This is a genomic window from Parasphingorhabdus cellanae (assembly GCF_017498565.1).
GTDB lineage: Bacteria > Pseudomonadota > Alphaproteobacteria > Sphingomonadales > Sphingomonadaceae > Parasphingorhabdus > Parasphingorhabdus cellanae.
The window spans coordinates 625,394-642,601 of sequence record NZ_CP071794.1 but is presented as its reverse complement, the minus strand read 5'-3'; the positions used below and the strand labels follow the sequence as shown (position 1 = coordinate 642,601).

Below are 17,208 nucleotides of genomic sequence, written 5' to 3'. Positions count from 1 at the left end.
ACGAAAATTTTGTTTTTTTCGTATTTGGGGCTGCTGGCGAGTCCTTTGGGACACACCACTAGGGATTGAGTCCGTTGGGTGCGCCAAGACTCCATATCTGGTGGGGGACTCGTTTCGTTCTCCTTTTCGATTTTCTGTTAACCATAAAAACACGCCTTTAACCTAAGTTAACGGCCTTGACCGTTGGCCGCTGAGGACTCACCCTGAGCGTCACTTCAGTCAAAAAGGCGAAAAATTCATGGGTATTATTGAGCGTATCGACACGCCCAAAACCAAAGCAAAGGCGAAGACCACCGCAAAAAAGACCGCTTCGAAAAAGCCCGCGGTCGATCTGCCGCTGAACCAGATTTTGAAGATGGATTGTGTGGAGGCGATGAAGTCCTTGCCCGATGAATCCGTCGATATGGTTTTTGCCGATCCACCCTATAATCTGCAGCTCGGCGGTGATCTCTATCGGCCCGAAGGCGGACAGGTGGACGCTGTGGACGACGCTTGGGACCAGTTTGACAGCTTTGCCGTTTATGACGCTTTTACAAAGGCGTGGCTGAAAGAAGCACGGCGTATATTGAAGCCCAATGGCTCGCTTTGGGTGATTGGCAGCTATCACAATATATTCCGGGTCGGCGCGTCGTTGCAGGATCTCGGCTACTGGATCCTCAATGATATTATCTGGCGCAAAGCCAATCCGATGCCGAATTTCAAAGGCACACGCTTTACCAACGCCCACGAAACGCTGATCTGGGCGTCGAAAAGCGAGAAGGCGAAATATACATTCAACTATCGCGCGATGAAAAACCTCAACGACGAACTGCAAATGCGCAGCGACTGGGTGATGCCGATTTGCGGCGGGCAGGAACGGCTGAAACGCAATGGCGTCAAGGCCCATCCCACCCAAAAGCCAGAGGCTTTGTTGTACCGCGTGATGTTGGCGACCACCAATAAGGGTGACGTTGTCCTTGATCCGTTTTTCGGGACAGGCACCACCGGAGCGGTGGCGAAACGTCTGGGCCGTCACTGGATCGGTTGTGAGAAAGAAGATAATTACTGCGAAGTGGCGGAAGAGCGTATCGAGGCGGCGTTGCCACTGGATGAAAGTGAACTGAAAACCATGCAGTCGCCTAAGGCCAAACCGCGAGTGGCTTTTGGCACATTGGTCGAAACCGGTTATTTGAAGCCGGGTACGGAGCTTTGCAGCAAGAACCGCAAGTTCAAGGCGAAGGTCCGTGCGGATGGTTCACTGCTGTGGAACGGGCATGAGGGATCAATCCATAAAATCGGCGCGACGGTACAGGACGCGCCAAGCTGCAATGGCTGGACCTATTGGTATTATGATGATGGCAAAGAGTTGCGGCAGGTGGATAATCTGCGGCAAACCTATTTGCTGGCGACGGAGCCATAGGATAGTTTCATGGCGGATATTGGTTCTGATGCAAAAATCTACCTGAAACCCGGTGGGTTTCTTGACAGTCCGCAATATTTTGATGAACAAAATAAGCGTTTAAACAATAGTTTATTATGGTTTTCTCATGTAGAATATTCGATATTCGAAGAGAATAAAGCGCCGTTTCGAAACCTGGTTCCTGTGGAATTATGGGATAAAATCGCATCGCGTTTACCAGAGCCCGTGCAAGAGCGCGCAGCGACACAGTTTGCTAATCTGACCAAATCCCATAGTTCGCTGCAATGCGGAGAGCGGGTGCTGCGCTTTGATCAGCCGCATGTCATGGGCATTCTCAACATGACGCCAGATAGCTTTTCCGATGGCGGGAAACATGACGGTGATCCGCAAATCGCAGCGGATGCCGGTTTTGATATGGCGACAGCAGGGGCTTCGATCCTCGATATTGGCGGCGAGTCAACGCGGCCCGGCGCAGATACCGTATGGGAAGGCGACGAAATCAAACGCGTTATTCCGGTAATCGAAAAACTCACCCAATGCGGTGCGGCTCTGTCCATTGACACGCGTAAGGCCGCAGTCATGGAAGCGGCCATTGCAGCGGGCGCGCATATTATCAATGATGTATCCGCTTTGCTGCACGATAAACGTTCGCTGGAAGTCGCTGGCGTGTCCGGCAGGCCCGTGGTGCTGATGCACGCGCCGTCTAGTGGGAAAGACCCGCATAAGAGCGACGGTTATGGCAATGTCGTGACCGATACGTTTGACTGGCTGGAACAGCGTGTCGCAGATGTCGTCGCAGCTGGTTTTGAACGAGAAAAGATTATCATCGATCCGGGCCTTGGCTTCGGCAAATCCCTTTCCGACAATCTGGCGCTGATGAACAATATCGCGCTATTTCATGCGCTTGGTCAGCCGTTGCTTATCGGTGCGAGCCGCAAACGCATGATCGGCGCGCTGTCCAAGGAAGCGCCTGTTGATCAAAGGCTAGGCGGTTCCATTGCCTTCGCCCATCACGCAATCCAGCAAGGCGCGCAGGTCGTGCGTGTCCATGACGTGCCGGAAACAGTACAAGCCGCGCAAGTCTGGCGCGGAATGCGCGATGCAGGGGTGACCGCGCAGGTTTAACAGCGTCATCACTCTTCAATTTCAAATAATGTAAATTCCCGCTGGCAAAGCGCACGTGACGGCCATAGGATCGGACGAAACGAAGGGAATTGTAATGAAAACACGCTATTTGCTCGCCGCCTGCTCGCTTCTTTCCATTACCAGCGCAGGGCTGGCCGAAACCACCGATGACGCGAGCAAATTCACTTCCGAGCGTGTTTTTGACTTGGAATATGCTGATGATCCGCAGATATCTCCGGACGGAAAAACTATCGTCTATGCCCGCAAATCGATGGATAAACGCAGCGACCGCGTGATTGGAGATCTGTGGGCCATCACCACGCAAAATGGGGAACACAGACCTTTGGTGTCGGGCAAGGGATCGAGCTCTTCCGTGCGCTGGTCACCCGACGGAGATCGGCTAGTATATCTCACCACAACGGGCGGCAAGCCTGACCTGCGCGTGCGCTATATGGACAGCGGTGAGAGCTTTTCACTCGCGCAATTAGGCGTTAATCCCAGCGCGCCAACATGGTCACCGGATGGCAAAACAATCGCCTTTTCGATGTTCGTACCTGATGAGCCGGCATCCTTTACCAAGCCGCCGAAAGGCCCGGAAGACTCCGAATGGGCGAAGTCAGTGCGGGTATTCGATGATCTGGTCTTTCGGTTTGACGGGGCCGGCTATCTGCCCAAGGGAAAAAGCCATGTGTTTATACTGAGCGCAGAAGGCGGAACGCCGCGTCAGGTGACCAAGGGTGAAAATGATTTCAGTTCCCCCGAATGGCTCGGCAATGGCGCGCTTCTTGTCACAGGCAATGATGTGGAAGACGCCTATCTCGATCCGATTGAAAGCGAAATCTATCGGGTGAACTTGTCGGACCTCTCCATGACAGCTCTGACAGAGCGCGACGGTCCTGATTTTGCTCCCAAAGTCTCGCCCAAAGGGTCGCAAATCGCTTATCTCGGCTATGATGATAAACTGAAATCCTATCAGCATACCGAGCTCTATGTGATGAACACCGATGGTGCCAATATTCGCAGTCTGACGGCGAATTTTGATCGGTCCATAGATGCCGTGCACTGGCGCGCCGATGGTAAGGCACTGATTGCGCAAGCGGAGGTCGACGGTCTGCTGACCCTATTGTCGATCGACCTGTCGGGAAATGTCAAAACCCTTGTGCGGGATGTCGGCGGAACGGCCATCGGGCGTCCTTATGCATCGGGTAGCTTTTCCGTGGCCCAAAAGGCTGGTGGAAGTTCGCCTGTCATTGCTTACACCAAAGCCAGTACCAATCGTCCGGCGGAAGTGGCGTTCTCCCGCGGCGGGAGAAGCGGCCGAGTTCTGACCAATCTCAACGACGATGCGCTCGGTCATCTTCAACTGGCCACAGTGGAAGAAATCACGACTAAATCCACGCATGATGGCAGGGATATTCAGGCATGGGTGGCGCTTCCGCCCGGGTTCAAGGCGGACGGGTCCTATCCCATGATCCTCGAAATCCATGGCGGGCCTTACGCAATGTACGGTCCGTTTTTTGCCGCTGAAATTCAGCGCTTTGCCGCGGAAGGATATGTGACGGTTTATGTCAATCCGCGCGGCTCAACCGGCTATGGCGAAGCGTTTGCGCAGCTTATTGATCTCGACTATCCGGGGAAAGATCATGACGACCTGATGTCCGTTGTTGATGCCCTGGTTGCGAAAAACTATGTTAGCAAAGATCGTTTATTCGTAACGGGTGGTTCGGGAGGCGGTATATTGACAGCATGGGCGGTTGGGAAGACCGACCGCTTTGCCGCCGCTGCATCCATCAAACCCGTGATTAACTGGACCACCATGGCGTTAGCAGCGGATATTTCGCGATTTGTCAGCCGGCACTGGTTTCGTGCGCAACCTTGGGAACAACCTGAGGAATATTGGCGGCGATCTCCTTTATCGATCGTGAGCAACGCGAAGACGCCAACAATGCTGATGGTGGGAGAGGCCGATTGGCGCACCCCCGCTTGGGAAGCAGAGCAGTTTTATACGGCTTTGAAAGTCCAGAATGTCGATACCGTATTGGTTAAAATTCCGGATGCGCCGCATTTAATCGCTGGCAGGCCTAGCAACCTGATTGCCAAGGTGGATAATATCATGGGCTGGTTTGCCAAATATGATCCTGTAAAGGCAGAGAAGTAGGGTTTTTTCCTACTAGCAGCGAAGCAGGGCTAGTCTACCAGTTCCACGGATCACGCAGGTGTGGCGCGGGATTTGCGATGCTTGGTGTTTAGCGTTTATCTATTGGTTTAAAACTAGATTGGGATCGTTTTAAGCATCGGCATCATTCTGGGATTCGCTGTCTTTCATTTGCCTTATGAAAACAAATGTCAAAACGAACATCGTTATAGTCCAGAAACCGCCAAATCCATATTCGATTGGCTCCCAGCATTTGGAATCGTCCCAACAAGCCAAAAGGCCTACAAACCCGAAAGCGAACAGTTCTATTGAAGAAACAATCATTAACGATATTAGAAAGCCAATAAAACGCCACATTATTATTGGTTAGCATTTGATCTTCGATAAGCCAATGCCGATATATTCATACGCTACTAAGGCGAGCACTATTCTAAGTCGTTAATCCGCCAGTTCCACCTGCCGCACATCATAGCCAACTTTGTTTAAGTCAGCGATCAAGCCGTCCAGTTGCGCCTTGTCCTTCGCTTCGCATTCAATATCGGTAATCAACCCCTTGGCGGGCAGGTTGGTGAAAACACGCTGGTGATAGACTTCGATGATGTTGACCTCATGCTCGGCAAATTGCTTCACGACATTATACAGCGCACCGGGCTGATCGCGCAAATGTAAGCGGAGGCGCGCAAGGCGGCCGGAGCGGGCAAGGTCGCGGAGCAGCACATTGGCGAGTAACCGGGTGTCAATATTGCCGCCGCACAGAACCAGACCGACTTTCTCGCCGGCAAATTTATCCTTGTTACCGAGCAGGGCTGCGAGGCCGGCCGCGCCAGCGCCTTCGACAACGGTTTTCTCGATTTGAAGCAATAGACTGACCGCGCCTTCCAGTTGCGCTTCGCCCACTAGCAAAATCTCATCGACATGTTTCTGGATGATCGCGGCGGTAAATTCCGATGGATTTCGCACCGCGATGCCTTCCGCCAGCGTGTCACCGCCAGCGGTAACTTCCTTGCCATTAATCCTGCCATACATGCTGGGGTAAAGCGCAGCCTGCACACCCGTCATTTTTATATTGGGATTGATCGCATGAGCCGCTGTGGCCATGCCCGAGAATAATCCGCCGCCGCCAATGGGGATGATCAAGCGATTGAGATCGGGGACGGCTTCGAGCATTTCGATGGCAACCGTACCCTGACCAGCGGCGACGCGCGGATCATCAAAGGCGTGAATGTAAGTAAGCCCGCGCTGTGCGGCGAGTTCCAGTGCGTTCGAATAGGCTTCGTCATAATTGCCGCCCGCCATGACGATTTCTGCACCATGTCCACGGGTTTGCTCAACCTTTACCATCGGAGTGGTTGTGGGCATGACAATAGTCGCAGGGATGTTCAGGTTTTTCGCATTATAAGCGAGACCCTGCGCATGATTGCCGGCGGATGCCGCGATTACGCCCGCTGCCCGCTTGTCTTGATCCATCAGAAGCAGCGCATTCAGGGCTCCGCGTTCCTTGTAAGCGGCGGTAAACTGAAGGTTTTCGAACTTCAGATAAACCTCTGCGCCTGCCATCTCGGATAGCGTAATACTCTTCAGTGTCGGTGTCTGCACGACCCGGTCACGGATACGCGCATGGGCGGCCTTGACATCATCATGGCTGAAAGTCGGAAGCGGAGCGGTGTTTTCTTTTGTCATAATGCCAAGGCCCCTAACGCATCTGGTCAATCAGGGAAACAATGATTATGCGAGTAACCTATGGCAAAAATTGCATTTATCGGAATTGGCGTGATGGGCGGTCCTATGGCAGCCCATCTGGCCCGGGCTGGACATGACCTGACAGTCTATAATCGTACCAAATCGAAAGCGGAAAAATGGGTGGCGGAAAATGGTGGCACCTTTGCTGCCAGTCCAGTGGAAGCGGCCCAAGGGGCTGAAATTGTGATTAGCTGTGTTGGTAATGATGACGACCTGAGCGCAGTCACGATGGGCCGTGAGGGTGCTTTTGGCGTAATGCAGAACGGCAGTCTGTTCATTGATCATACCACTGTGTCAGCTCAAATTGCTCGGCAATTGTCCGTTGAAGCACAGGGGCGCGGGATACAAGTCGTGGATGCGCCGGTTTCGGGTGGGCAGGCGGGAGCCGAAAATGGCAAGCTGTCTATCATGTGCGGTGGAAGCAAGGACGCTTTTGCGGCTGCAGAAGACATCATGGCGGTTTATGCTGCCCGTATAGTCCATGTCGGCGGACCGGGGGCCGGACAAACCACCAAAATGTGCAATCAAATTGCGATTGCGGGCGTGCTGCAAGGCTTGTCCGAAGCCTTGCGCTTTGCCCAAGCGGGCAAATTGGACCTCGACAAAGTTTACGACGCGATTTCTGGCGGGGCGGCCCAAAGCTGGCAGATGGACAATCGCTGGGCCACAATGGCCAAAGATGAATTTGATTTTGGTTTTGCGGTCAACTGGATGCGCAAGGATCTCGGATTAGCGCTGGAAGAAGCTCGGGCTAACGGTTCGACCTTGCCAGTGGCTGCTTTGGTCGATCAGTTTTATGCCGAAGTACAAGCTGCAGGTGGTGGCCGCCATGATACAAGTTCGCTGGTTTCTCGATTGCCGAAGAACCGGGCGTAGTTTTACGGCGATTGAAATTAGGGGATAGTGATGCGTATTTTTTCGATGGTAAAGTCAAGTAGTGCCTTATGTGCGACTTTAATATTTGCGGGCGTGCCCGCACAGGCCGATAGCCTGATTGAGAATGTCAACGGCATGACACTCAACGAAGATGGCAAGGTCATTCGGTTTGCTGCCATGGTTATTGATGATGACGGCAGGGTGAAAGAGTTGCTGGATCGCAAAGATAAGCGGCCCAAAGATGTTGATTTCCAGTTTGATGGTAAGGGTAAAACTCTGATTCCGGGTTTTGTCGATGCCCATGGTCATGTGATGGGACTAGGTTTCGCCGCGCTGACACTTGATCTTTCTGACACAAAGTCGCTGGCTGAGGCACAACAGGCGCTTCGCGAATATGCCGAGAAATACCCCAATCGCCCGTGGATCATCGGGCGGGGATGGAATCAGGAAGTTTGGGGGCTAGGGCGCTTTCCCAACGCGGCGGATATTGATGCAATCCTTCCAGATCGTCCTGTTTTTCTGGAGCGGGTTGATGGCCATGCCGCCTGGGTCAACAGTGCTGGTATGAAAGCGGCGGGTATTAGTGCTGCAACCAAGGCGCCGTCCGGCGGCGCGATAGAAAAGGCGGGCGGGCAGCCTACCGGTATTTTTGTCGATAAAGCCCAGGATCTATTTGCGAAGAGTATTCCGGCACCACGTCCTGTGGAAAATGATCTGGCGCTGATGAAAGCACAGGAAATATTGCTATCGCAAGGTGTAACCACAATTGCCGACATGGGAACTACCATGCAGCAATGGCAGAGCTTTCGAAGGGCAGGGGATAAAGGCCAATTGAAAGTCCGGATCATCTCTTATGCCGGCGAAATTGACAATATGATTGCTATTGGCGGGCCGGGACCTTCACCGTGGCTTTATGACGATCATCTGAAGCTTGCAGGGGTGAAACTATATATCGACGGAGCACTGGGTTCGCGCGGGGCATTGCTAAAGCAGCCATATTCTGACAAATCGCCAGAAAAAGGCCTGGCGTTGCTCACGTCAGCGCAGCTCAAGAATAAGATGAGCCGTGCTGCTATGGATGGTTTTCAGACAGCCGTACACGCCATAGGCGATCAGGCGAATGAAGAACTGTTGTCTGCGATTGAAGAATTGCAATATACGTTCAAAGGCGACCGCCGTTGGCGAATAGAGCATGCACAGATTGTTGATCCTGTTGATCTTCCCCGAATAGCGAAAACCGGGACCATCGCCTCGATGCAGCCCGTCCATCAGACCTCTGATCGGCTGATGGCTGAGGCACGGTTGGGAGCTGACCGCCTTGATGGCGCCTATGCTTGGCGATCAATACTCGATTCGGGTGCAAAATTAGCCTTTGGCACCGATGTGCCGGTTGAGTCGTCCAACCCATTTCCCGGATTGGCGGTTGCCATAACACGAGAAGATGAGAACGGTCAGCCTTTCGGTGGTTGGATGCCAGAAGAGAAATTAACCCGTGAGCAGGCGTGGCGAGCCTATACGACGGATGCAGCTTATGCGGCTTTTGCCGAGGATAGAATCGGCAGTCTAACTAAAGGTAAACGGGCAGATTTCGTGATAATCAGCGAGGATTTAATGCTGGCAGCGCCGCAAGCGATCAGAAATATTATCGTCGAGCAGACGTGGGTAGCGGGGCGACCTGTCTATGTCATAAAACAGCAATAACTTTCGGCGCGTCGTACTATTCATATAGCTCGACTGTTTTTATAGTTTATTACTTGCGTTTGAAACAGTCTGAACGTATCACGCAGGCAATAGCGCATGCACCCAATAAAGAGTCGCGCAGCGTTGTTGCCCTATCGGGGGTTTTAAGTCGGGGTTCGACTTGTCCTTTGATAAATGTAAATATTCTGATTGGAGTATATAATGAAGTTCAACAAGTTGGCCGCTTCCGTAGCCGCCGTTTCCCTCATAACCGCCCCCGCAATGGCTCAGTCTGTCAAGAGCACAGCTCCAGTTGCAGAACGCATCGGTGCTACTGCTGATACCGGAGCTGAAAAGCTTGAAGGTAGTTCCGGCATCATCATCGGTGTTTTGGCTGCTGCAGCGGTTATCGCTGGTATCATCATCATTGCTGATGACGATGATGACGATCCAACAAGCCCCTGAGGCCTGATTAAATATTTGAAGAGCGGGGCGTTTATCGCCCCGTTTTTTTTGCCTGATTATCGTAATAACCGACCTCCGACAGTGGCGTTTTTCACATCATGGTAAATTACCTTTTAATGTGTGCTGGCACGAGGCATATTAGGTTTACTGATTCTTAAATAGGTAACTTAAGGCTCTCATCTGTGACCGCACCCGTTCGCTTCCCCCGATTTTTTGTCACAAACCCCAGCCCGTGCCCTTATCTGCCTGGCAAAAGCGAGCGGAAAGTTTTCACCGAGCTGAGTGGTCCCCATACCGATGAGCTGAATGATGCCTTGGGGCGGATCGGGTTTCGTCGCAGTCAAAATGTCGCTTACCGGCCAAGCTGTCTCGATTGCAAAGCATGTGTTTCAGTTCGCGTGGTGGTTGATGAGTTTCAACCCAATAGCACACAACGCAAATTGCTCCGTCGCAATCAGGATATTGTTGTTGAAGCCTGTGAACCATGGGCAACCGAAGAACAGTTTTCCTTGTTGCAGAAATATCTTTCCAAACGGCACCCAGGCGGCGGCATGACCGAAATGGATGAGATGGATTACTCTGACATGATCGAGCAATCACCGGTCAAAAGCTATGTCATTGAGTATCGTGAACCCACTGTAGATGGCGTTAAAGGCCGTTTGGTTGGAGCCTGTTTGACGGATCAACAGGGTGACGGCCTATCGATGATTTACAGTTTCTTCGATGCGGATCATCCGGATCGCGCTGGCCTGGGCAATTTCATTATCATGGACCATATATTACGTGCACGTAAAGCGGGACTGCCGTTCGTCTATCTTGGTTATTGGGTAAATGGATCGAGCCGGATGGAATATAAGGTCCGTTTTCAGCCCTTGGAACAATTGGGACCTGATGGATGGCGGCGTTTTAATCCCAAGGCCAATCTGAAAAAAACCATCTGATGATTTGCTACTTTTCTTACATCTCCGCCGAAAAAGTTGCGTTTTAGAAAAACCCGCCGATCACTTCTGATCAACGGGTTTCTTCGATTTCATTATCACCTATCAATCGCAGTACAGACAGCATTCCTGCTGGCAACCTTTAACCGGTGCTGGCACATGCTTTGGCTTCCACGCCCTTTTCGGAGCAGGCTTCCAGCGCTTCTTTGTTGGTTTAGCTTTGGTGTAGATGACTTCTTCATCAATATAAGTCGTCGTGGTTGTCGTCGTTACCGGTGCTGATTGGATCACGATTGTTGTCACCATCGGTTGCGCCTGTGGGTAGTAATAGCCGCCCTGCCAACCGCTGGGATAGACATATTGTGTCCGATAGTGCGGCTGTTGAACCGGTACGCGATATTCAGGCCGTTGTGCGCGAGAATATGATTGGCGCTCCCGAGAATCTTGGCCATATTTTTTGAGCAGCTTGCGACAACGATCTGTGCTTTGATCAATTGCAGCACCAGCCAGAGCGCCAACTCCGCCACCGATTAACGATCCACCAAGACGGTTACCGCGTCCGGCAATCCGGTTGCCAGCTAAAGCGCCAATAGCGCCGCCGACAACAGCGCCGCCAATGCCGCTGCTTTTTTTGCAGCGTTCGAGATAAGCGAGTTCTTCATCACGGCCATCATAGCGTTCCGCTTCGTAGCGAGGTGCTTCGTAGTCATGTCCAGCGCGAACCGGCCCTTCACTACGGCTCCAGTGCGGGCCGTCGGCATAGCTGGCGCCGACCTGAGCGGCGTTGCCGTCACCGATGAAGGTACCGGAATATTGGCCTTCATACACCGCGCCATCAGCATCGCGATAAGTACCCTTCCAATCGCCTCGATAGCTGCCGTCCTCACGATAAGCACCGTCCCAATCACCTTGATAAGTTGTTGATCCGCGATAGGCTTTCGGCGTTGCCACAACGCGGTCGTCATTCATGAACACACTATTGTCGTAAGTGGCCTGACCAGCCCGATAGCCATCATTATAGCCGTGATTGTAACGATCCCAGTCCAGGTTATTGACGCTATCATAAACGACACCACGGCGATCGGTTAGAACGGCATCATTATAATAACGTGACCAACCATATCCGGCAGATGGCTGTCTCAAGCCGTAATTACCGTAGTTAGCGATGAAGAAGCGCGGCTGAATGAAGGTTCTAGGCAAACGGAACCCCCGATGTGGGCGCTGATAGCCGCGCCGATCACCAATGCGCCCCATGCGAACTTGAGCGCCGTCTCGGAATTTGCGACCGGCATGCACGCCATGGCGGATCTGTTTGCCACCCACACGGTTCATTATTTTTTTTGCGCCTTGTGCGGTAGAGGCAAGCGCTGTCGCGGAAGCAAATGATATGTCTAAAGGGGCCTTGGCTTGGACGCTAGCAGGTACCGATTCGATGGCTGCAGAGGCGGCTGCTGGCAGCATTGCCATAGCGCCAGTCAAGCCAGCAAATAAAAGGATCTTCATGGTTAACAACTCCCTGTTTTGGAACGAGCGGCTGGCGCGTTCCGCCGCGCAATGGCTAACGAATAGTTACCATTTGAAGGGTTATTTGGCCATTAGCAGCTTGTAAAATAGGGGTGTTTTGTCAGACTGTCTCGAAATGGGGCAATATGGTTTAACCGCTGTTAACCAAGGCTGTTAGCGATCGCAGCGATTAAATCCGTCATGCCGGTTTCGTCCTCTGCGGAGAATCTTTCGGGCAGGGGGCTATCAAGATCAAGCACCGCAATCACTTTTCCGCTGCTGCTAACCGGCACCACCAATTCACTGCGACTATCGGCATCGCAGGCAATATGGCCCGGAAAGGCATGGACGTCAGCAACCCGTTGAACTTTATCGGTGGCGGCTGCCGTTCCGCAAACGCCTTTGCCCATGGAAATGCGGATACAGGCGGTTTTCCCCTGAAACGGTCCGAGCACCAGTTCGTCATCGACCACACGATAAAAACCCGCCCAATTGAGGTCGGGAACATATTGCCAGATAAGCGCTGAGACATTGGCCATATTGGCAATGGCATCCGGTTCGCCATCGGTGAGCGCGCGAGCGGCAGAGATTAGATCCCGGTATAAGATTTCCGGAGACTGATCTTGAGAAATTGAAAAATCATGCATTGTAGAGCCGCTACCAGTTCACCGGGCAGGCGTTCAAGCAAATATCCTTCTTAGGGAGTATTTTGTCAGACGATAGAGGCAGTCCTTCGAATGGTTGCTTCAAACGGGCTTAAGTCTATCGGGCAGCGGTTGGTCGTTGAGCCAAGCACGGACCGTGTCGGCAAATAGTTCAGGGTCCTCGCCGCACCATCCATGACCCAAATCAGGAACGCGTACGGCCTGACAATTAGGCATTTCCGTTTGAAAAAGTTTTAATCCTTCAAGGATTGTAGGAAGTTCTTTTGTGCCTGCTGCAAGCAATGTCGGTGTGGCAATCGCGGAAATCTGATCCCGCACATCAAACTCCACCGCTAGCTTTCCCACCCGACGCATTGTTTTTGGAGTGGCGTTTGCGCGGCTTTCTTCGTCTGATGCCAAACTATAATCATCAAGACCCATCATCTCGACCATTTTTTCCCGATACCATTGAAACCGCATGAAAGGCGACGACAGGGTTATCGCCAATAGCACGAGCTTGGGATGCGGCATCGCGCCGGCTTGTATGCCGCTAATCATGGCGCGCTGGATCAGATCGGGGTGCCGGATCAGCAGATACAGACTGACATATCCGCCAAATGACAAACCCACCAAATGCACTGGCTTTCCTGCAAATAGGGTTCTGATCACGTCCGCGACAGCGTCTGCGGCCTGTTCCAGCGAGGTGAGCGGGTGATCCGCGCTTTTGCCATGTCCGGGAAGGTCGGGAATGATGTTATGAAATTCCGGCAGCATCCCGGCGATGTCGAGCCACATGCGTCCGGTGAAACTGCCGCCATGCAGAAAGACAATCGGATCGCCTTCGGGATTGCCGCGGGTCAAATAATGAAGGCTCATGGTTTGTCTCCTAGAAATTGAAAAATGACGGCATAAAATTGATCAGCATTCTCAACATGAAGTATGTGCCCGCCTGGCATTGTTACAAGTCGCGCATGTCCAATGCTGCTACAGAATAGCTTTGCGCCTGCGTTGGTCGCTTTGTTCCGTTCACCGGTGATGACCAATGTGGGCGCTTCGATATGTGGCAGATGCGGGCGACCATCATATTGTATGGCGGCCTCCAGTCCGTCCTTTATGCCTTGTACGTCCATTTGCCCTATCTGCTCATGAAGATGTTGCCTCACGATTTCGGGTTCTGCGAGACCTGAAAGCCAAGCCAGTCGCTTCGGGCTGACGTGACTCATAATGGCTTTGCTAAGACGAGCCAGAAGAATGGAGCTAGTGGTTTGACGCACTGTTGGAACGGCTTCGGCAAGCACCAATCCGCGCACCTTTTGGGGGTGGCGGGCCGCGAGCTCCAACGCAACCATTCCGCCGAGCGAATGGCCTACCAGTGCGAAACGATCTGGTAGTTGCGGCTCGATATAATCTGCATATCTTTCGACCGATGGGTTTGTAATGCATGCCACATGATTGTGGCCGGGAAAGTCCGGTTTGATCCCGCCAAAATCATTGCGCCAAGTGCTGCTCGAAAGGCCGGCACCATGCAACCACACGACATCGCTAAAGCTTGAACTTATATAATCGTCATCGCCGGGTTCGGCCATGGATGGTCTGCTTTCGTCATTGTGAACCCTGCTAAGATGTTCTTACGACGTTAGCCTTTTCCATAACCACATTCAGCCATCAAGCCAAGCATTGCTTGTTCGAACTGCCTTTTTATGTTCGCTCCGGAGGAGCCACCAGGCGTGGATTTGCTTTCGTGGTGTAACCATCAAAGAATTTCAGCTGTTCCCCATTTCCCAAGTCACCGCCGGAACAGTTCAGCAATTTGTCGATGCAGTTCGCTGTCCATTTATCCATAATGGTATCGTCCCATGCGCCGAACCAATCAGAGTGAAAAGTAGATCCGGGTATATGTGGCATCATCCCGGCCATGCGGTCTGATGAGAAATGCCATGTTTCGGTCATCGGATCCATATTACCAGTGCGGTCCAGAGTATCGTCGGTCGTATACCACGCACCTAGAGTGAATGTTGGTATTACGTAAGGATGGGTGTCCGGGCATTTGGCATAACCCCAGTTGCCGTAAGATACTTGAGCCATATGGGAACGATGGTCAGGGCTATCCAGATTTACGCCATCCCAACATTGCGGTGCAGACAACAGAGCACCTAGTTGCGCTCCGGATGGGCAATTGACGGCCGCCTCGGGAATATTCGCATAGGTTCCCGATTTTGCACCTTTTCCCTGACAATTCAGATGAAATTTCGAGCCATTTGCTGGGTCCTGCATGTTATAGCCGAAGACATAACGCAGACCGCGGGGTAGGGCGACGCAGGCTTTTCCCATGCGCTGACATTCGGGATCATTGTCCGGACGGCGTTTATAATAAATGGATACATAATCCGGCATGACAACTTGACCTTGACCATTCATCATCGAGGGAATCCAGTAAGCCGACCGGTTCAACATATTGTTGCAGGTGCTCTCCCCAGTTGTCCGCAACGATTCATAGGTCGAATTGGCATCCGCCTTGGTGTTACCAAAGAACGTATGCAGATGGGATTTCCCAGATTGACCGGGGTAGACGATAGGATCGTCATAGGCATTATGACTCGGCATGCACAGAAACCGGAAAGCGCCAACAACATCCGGAGCTGCGCTTACGGGTACGTCGCCATGACCCCATGAAGGCTGCAGGTAATCCGCAACGTTAAAATTGCTGGGAATAGAGGGCAGTCCAGCCAGCGAGCCAGCGGGAACCGGTGCCGGTGTAGGGGCGGGAGTTGGCGCTGGTGTTGGTGATGGTGATGGTGATGGTGATGGTGTCGGGGTGGGAGTAGGTGCCGGCGTGGTCACTGGCCCTGACGGCACATTTGTTGGCGAATTGGGCAGTGTCACGCTGCTTTCACTGCTTCCACCTGATTGCGATTTACAGCCGGACAAACCGACAAGGGCTATCGCTAAGGCAAGAAATACAGGTTTCGATTGCCCATCGGCAAATATGCTTTTCGAGTTGTTCATGATGTAACGCATTACGCGCGATCATTTAATCGGCCCTGTTGACTTATGGTTAACCGATATTAGGCATAGGATGTAACGGCCTGTTAATGCGACAGATTTGGTTGCTATGAGATCGACCGGTAATCCAGTGCGTTGAGAAGCGCCGCAGCAATTAGTCCAGGGTTGGCTTCCCGCGCATTTTTTTTACGCTCGACTTCTTTTTCTTGGAATCCACTCGCCGTGCTTTGGCCGCTCGGCTTGGTCGGGTCTTAATCCGGGGAGCATCACGTTGATGAGCTTCTACTATCATGTCTTCGATCCGTTTGCGTGCCTCAGCACGATTGGCTTCGCGGGTGCGATGCTCACGTACCGTCATGATGAGCTCGCCGCCGTTGGTCATTTTACGTCCTGCTAACGTACGTAGTTTCCGAAAGGCAAAAGGGGGCAGTCGGAGCGCGTATATATTAACGCGGATCTGCACAGCGGTCTCGACCTTGTTAACATTCTGCCCACCGGGACCGGATGCGGCCAGGAACGTCTCGCTAATCGCGCTTTCGGGAATGTCAAAGGTCATTGTGGCTGTTTAGTCGATTTCGAAGGGGGCGGATAGAGAGAGTATATGCAACACTACCTTGTGCAATTTGGTGACCCAAATGCCACTATTTTGCACGAGAGACATGTTGAAAAACTTTCGTTAGCCAGTTTTTTATCTGTTTTTATGAAGAAAAGTTAATTTTTTTTCGGACCATTCCAGAGTCTCTAAACGACTCATTTCTGCGGCTTACAGAGTCATAGCCCCTCTTGCGACTCGTGCTTAATCCTACATTAATCTAAAATTAACCTTTTACGTTCATCTGTCTTATGGTTAATAAATGATCGAGGGGCTTCGGGAATGTACCTGTCGCCGGTGCGTAAACTAAGAAAAGGGGCTGCCCAATGCGTGTGCTGCTGATTGAAGACGAGCCAACAACCGCAAAAGCAATTGAGCTAATGCTGACGACCGAAGGCTTTAATGTATACACAACGGATTTGGGTGAAGAAGGCCTCGATCTGGGTAAGCTCTATGATTATGACATTATATGCCTCGATCTCAACCTGCCAGATATGCATGGTTATGATGTTCTGAAAAAACTGCGTGTCGCCAAGGTGCAGACGCCCGTTCTCATTCTTTCCGGTATCAGCGAAATGGACAGCAAAGTGCGGTCCTTTGGCTTTGGTGCCGATGACTATGTGACCAAGCCTTTCCACCGGGAAGAGCTGGTTGCCCGTATTCACGCCGTTGTGCGCCGCTCCAAGGGCCACTCGCAATCTGTTATCCGTACCGGCAAGCTGGCCGTGAACCTTGATGCCAAAACCGTTGAAGTTGATGGCAATCGCGTTCACCTGACCGGTAAAGAATATGCGATGCTTGAGCTGCTTTCCCTGCGTAAGGGCACAACTCTCACCAAAGAAATGTTCCTCAACCACCTTTATGGCGGCATGGACGAGCCGGAACTGAAAATTATCGACGTGTTTATTTGTAAATTGCGTAAAAAGCTGGCTCTGGCTTGCGGCGGCGAAAACTACATCGAAACCGTATGGGGCCGCGGCTATGTCCTTCGCGACATGGAAGAAGAAGTCGGACCAGAGGTTCAGGTCGCTTAAGACTTTTTAACTCACTACCCAAAAAAAACGGCGGCGGGACCCAAACGGTTCCGC

15 protein-coding genes are annotated in these 17,208 nt (G+C 52.1%); 8 read left to right on the top strand and 7 right to left on the bottom strand.

The features are described 5' to 3' along the window. Positions 1-238: 238 nt before the first annotated feature. The 3 genes from J4G78_RS03230 (at position 239) to J4G78_RS03220 (ending at position 4,682) form a co-directional block, all read left to right on the top strand. Positions 239-1,399, top strand: a complete 1,161-nt coding sequence (locus tag J4G78_RS03230) for a site-specific DNA-methyltransferase (protein WP_207988436.1) — start codon at positions 239-241, stop codon at positions 1,397-1,399. A gap of 9 nt (positions 1,400-1,408) precedes the next feature. Continuing rightward, positions 1,409-2,524 (top strand): dihydropteroate synthase, encoded by a 1,116-nt coding sequence (folP, locus tag J4G78_RS03225; RefSeq protein ID WP_207988434.1) that lies wholly within the window; start codon positions 1,409-1,411, stop codon positions 2,522-2,524. A gap of 94 nt (positions 2,525-2,618) precedes the next feature. Then, positions 2,619-4,682 (top strand): S9 family peptidase, encoded by a 2,064-nt coding sequence (locus tag J4G78_RS03220; protein ID WP_207988433.1) that lies wholly within the window; start codon positions 2,619-2,621, stop codon positions 4,680-4,682. A 435-nt stretch (positions 4,683-5,117) separates the two neighbouring features. On the opposite strand, the gene J4G78_RS03215 is transcribed toward J4G78_RS03220, so the two are convergent. Continuing rightward, entirely contained in the window at positions 5,118-6,359 is a 1,242-nt protein-coding gene (locus J4G78_RS03215) for a threonine ammonia-lyase (protein ID WP_207988431.1), read from the bottom strand. 60 nt (positions 6,360-6,419) lie between these two features. On the opposite strand from J4G78_RS03215, the gene J4G78_RS03210 reads away from it, so the two are divergent. The 4 genes from J4G78_RS03210 to J4G78_RS03195 all read left to right on the top strand — a co-directional run bounded on the left by J4G78_RS03210 (position 6,420) and on the right by J4G78_RS03195 (position 10,381). Further along, positions 6,420-7,295 carry an NAD(P)-dependent oxidoreductase gene (locus J4G78_RS03210; protein ID WP_207988430.1) on the top strand — a complete coding sequence of 292 codons (876 nt, stop codon included), beginning with the start codon at positions 6,420-6,422 and terminating at the stop codon, positions 7,293-7,295. A 30-nt stretch (positions 7,296-7,325) separates the two neighbouring features. Beyond that, complete coding sequence (locus J4G78_RS03205; protein ID WP_375140350.1) at positions 7,326-8,996, top strand: amidohydrolase; 1,671 nt, start codon at positions 7,326-7,328, stop codon at positions 8,994-8,996. 201 nt (positions 8,997-9,197) lie between these two features. Then, positions 9,198-9,440, top strand: coding sequence for a hypothetical protein (locus J4G78_RS03200; protein WP_207988429.1), 243 nt, complete (start codon positions 9,198-9,200; stop codon positions 9,438-9,440). Between the two features lie 182 nt (positions 9,441-9,622). Continuing rightward, positions 9,623-10,381, top strand: a complete 759-nt coding sequence (locus J4G78_RS03195) for an arginyltransferase (RefSeq protein WP_207988428.1) — start codon at positions 9,623-9,625, stop codon at positions 10,379-10,381. Between the two features lie 102 nt (positions 10,382-10,483). On the opposite strand, the gene J4G78_RS18050 is transcribed toward J4G78_RS03195, so the two are convergent. From J4G78_RS18050 to arfB, 6 genes are all read right to left on the bottom strand, one after another. Beyond that, positions 10,484-11,881, bottom strand: coding sequence for an RcnB family protein (locus J4G78_RS18050; protein WP_243457199.1), 1,398 nt, complete (start codon positions 11,879-11,881; stop codon positions 10,484-10,486). 161 nt (positions 11,882-12,042) lie between these two features. Next, on the bottom strand, positions 12,043-12,528 hold the full coding sequence (msrC, locus tag J4G78_RS03185) for a free L-methionine (R)-S-oxide reductase MsrC (protein ID WP_207988427.1): 486 nt from the start codon (positions 12,526-12,528) through the stop codon (positions 12,043-12,045). A gap of 99 nt (positions 12,529-12,627) precedes the next feature. Continuing rightward, positions 12,628-13,401, bottom strand: coding sequence for an alpha/beta fold hydrolase (locus J4G78_RS03180; protein ID WP_207988426.1), 774 nt, complete (start codon positions 13,399-13,401; stop codon positions 12,628-12,630). Further along, on the bottom strand, positions 13,398-14,111 hold the full coding sequence (locus J4G78_RS03175; RefSeq protein ID WP_207988425.1) for an alpha/beta fold hydrolase: 714 nt from the start codon (positions 14,109-14,111) through the stop codon (positions 13,398-13,400). The genes J4G78_RS03180 and J4G78_RS03175 overlap by 4 nt, the downstream gene beginning before the upstream one ends. 112 nt (positions 14,112-14,223) lie before the next feature. Beyond that, the gene (locus tag J4G78_RS03170; RefSeq protein ID WP_207988424.1) at positions 14,224-15,531 is read right to left on the bottom strand and encodes a DUF1996 domain-containing protein; all 1,308 of its coding nucleotides are present in this window, start codon (positions 15,529-15,531) and stop codon (positions 14,224-14,226) included. Positions 15,532-15,682: 151 nt separating this feature from the next. Next, a complete protein-coding gene (arfB, locus tag J4G78_RS03165; RefSeq protein ID WP_207988423.1) occupies positions 15,683-16,084 on the bottom strand; it encodes an alternative ribosome rescue aminoacyl-tRNA hydrolase ArfB in 402 nt (133 codons plus the stop codon). A gap of 362 nt (positions 16,085-16,446) precedes the next feature. On the opposite strand from arfB, the gene ctrA reads away from it, so the two are divergent. Beyond that, positions 16,447-17,154: a response regulator transcription factor CtrA gene (gene ctrA, locus J4G78_RS03160; RefSeq protein WP_109357261.1), complete on the top strand. Its 708-nt coding sequence runs from the start codon at positions 16,447-16,449 to the stop codon at positions 17,152-17,154. Positions 17,155-17,208: the final 54 nt, after the last annotated feature.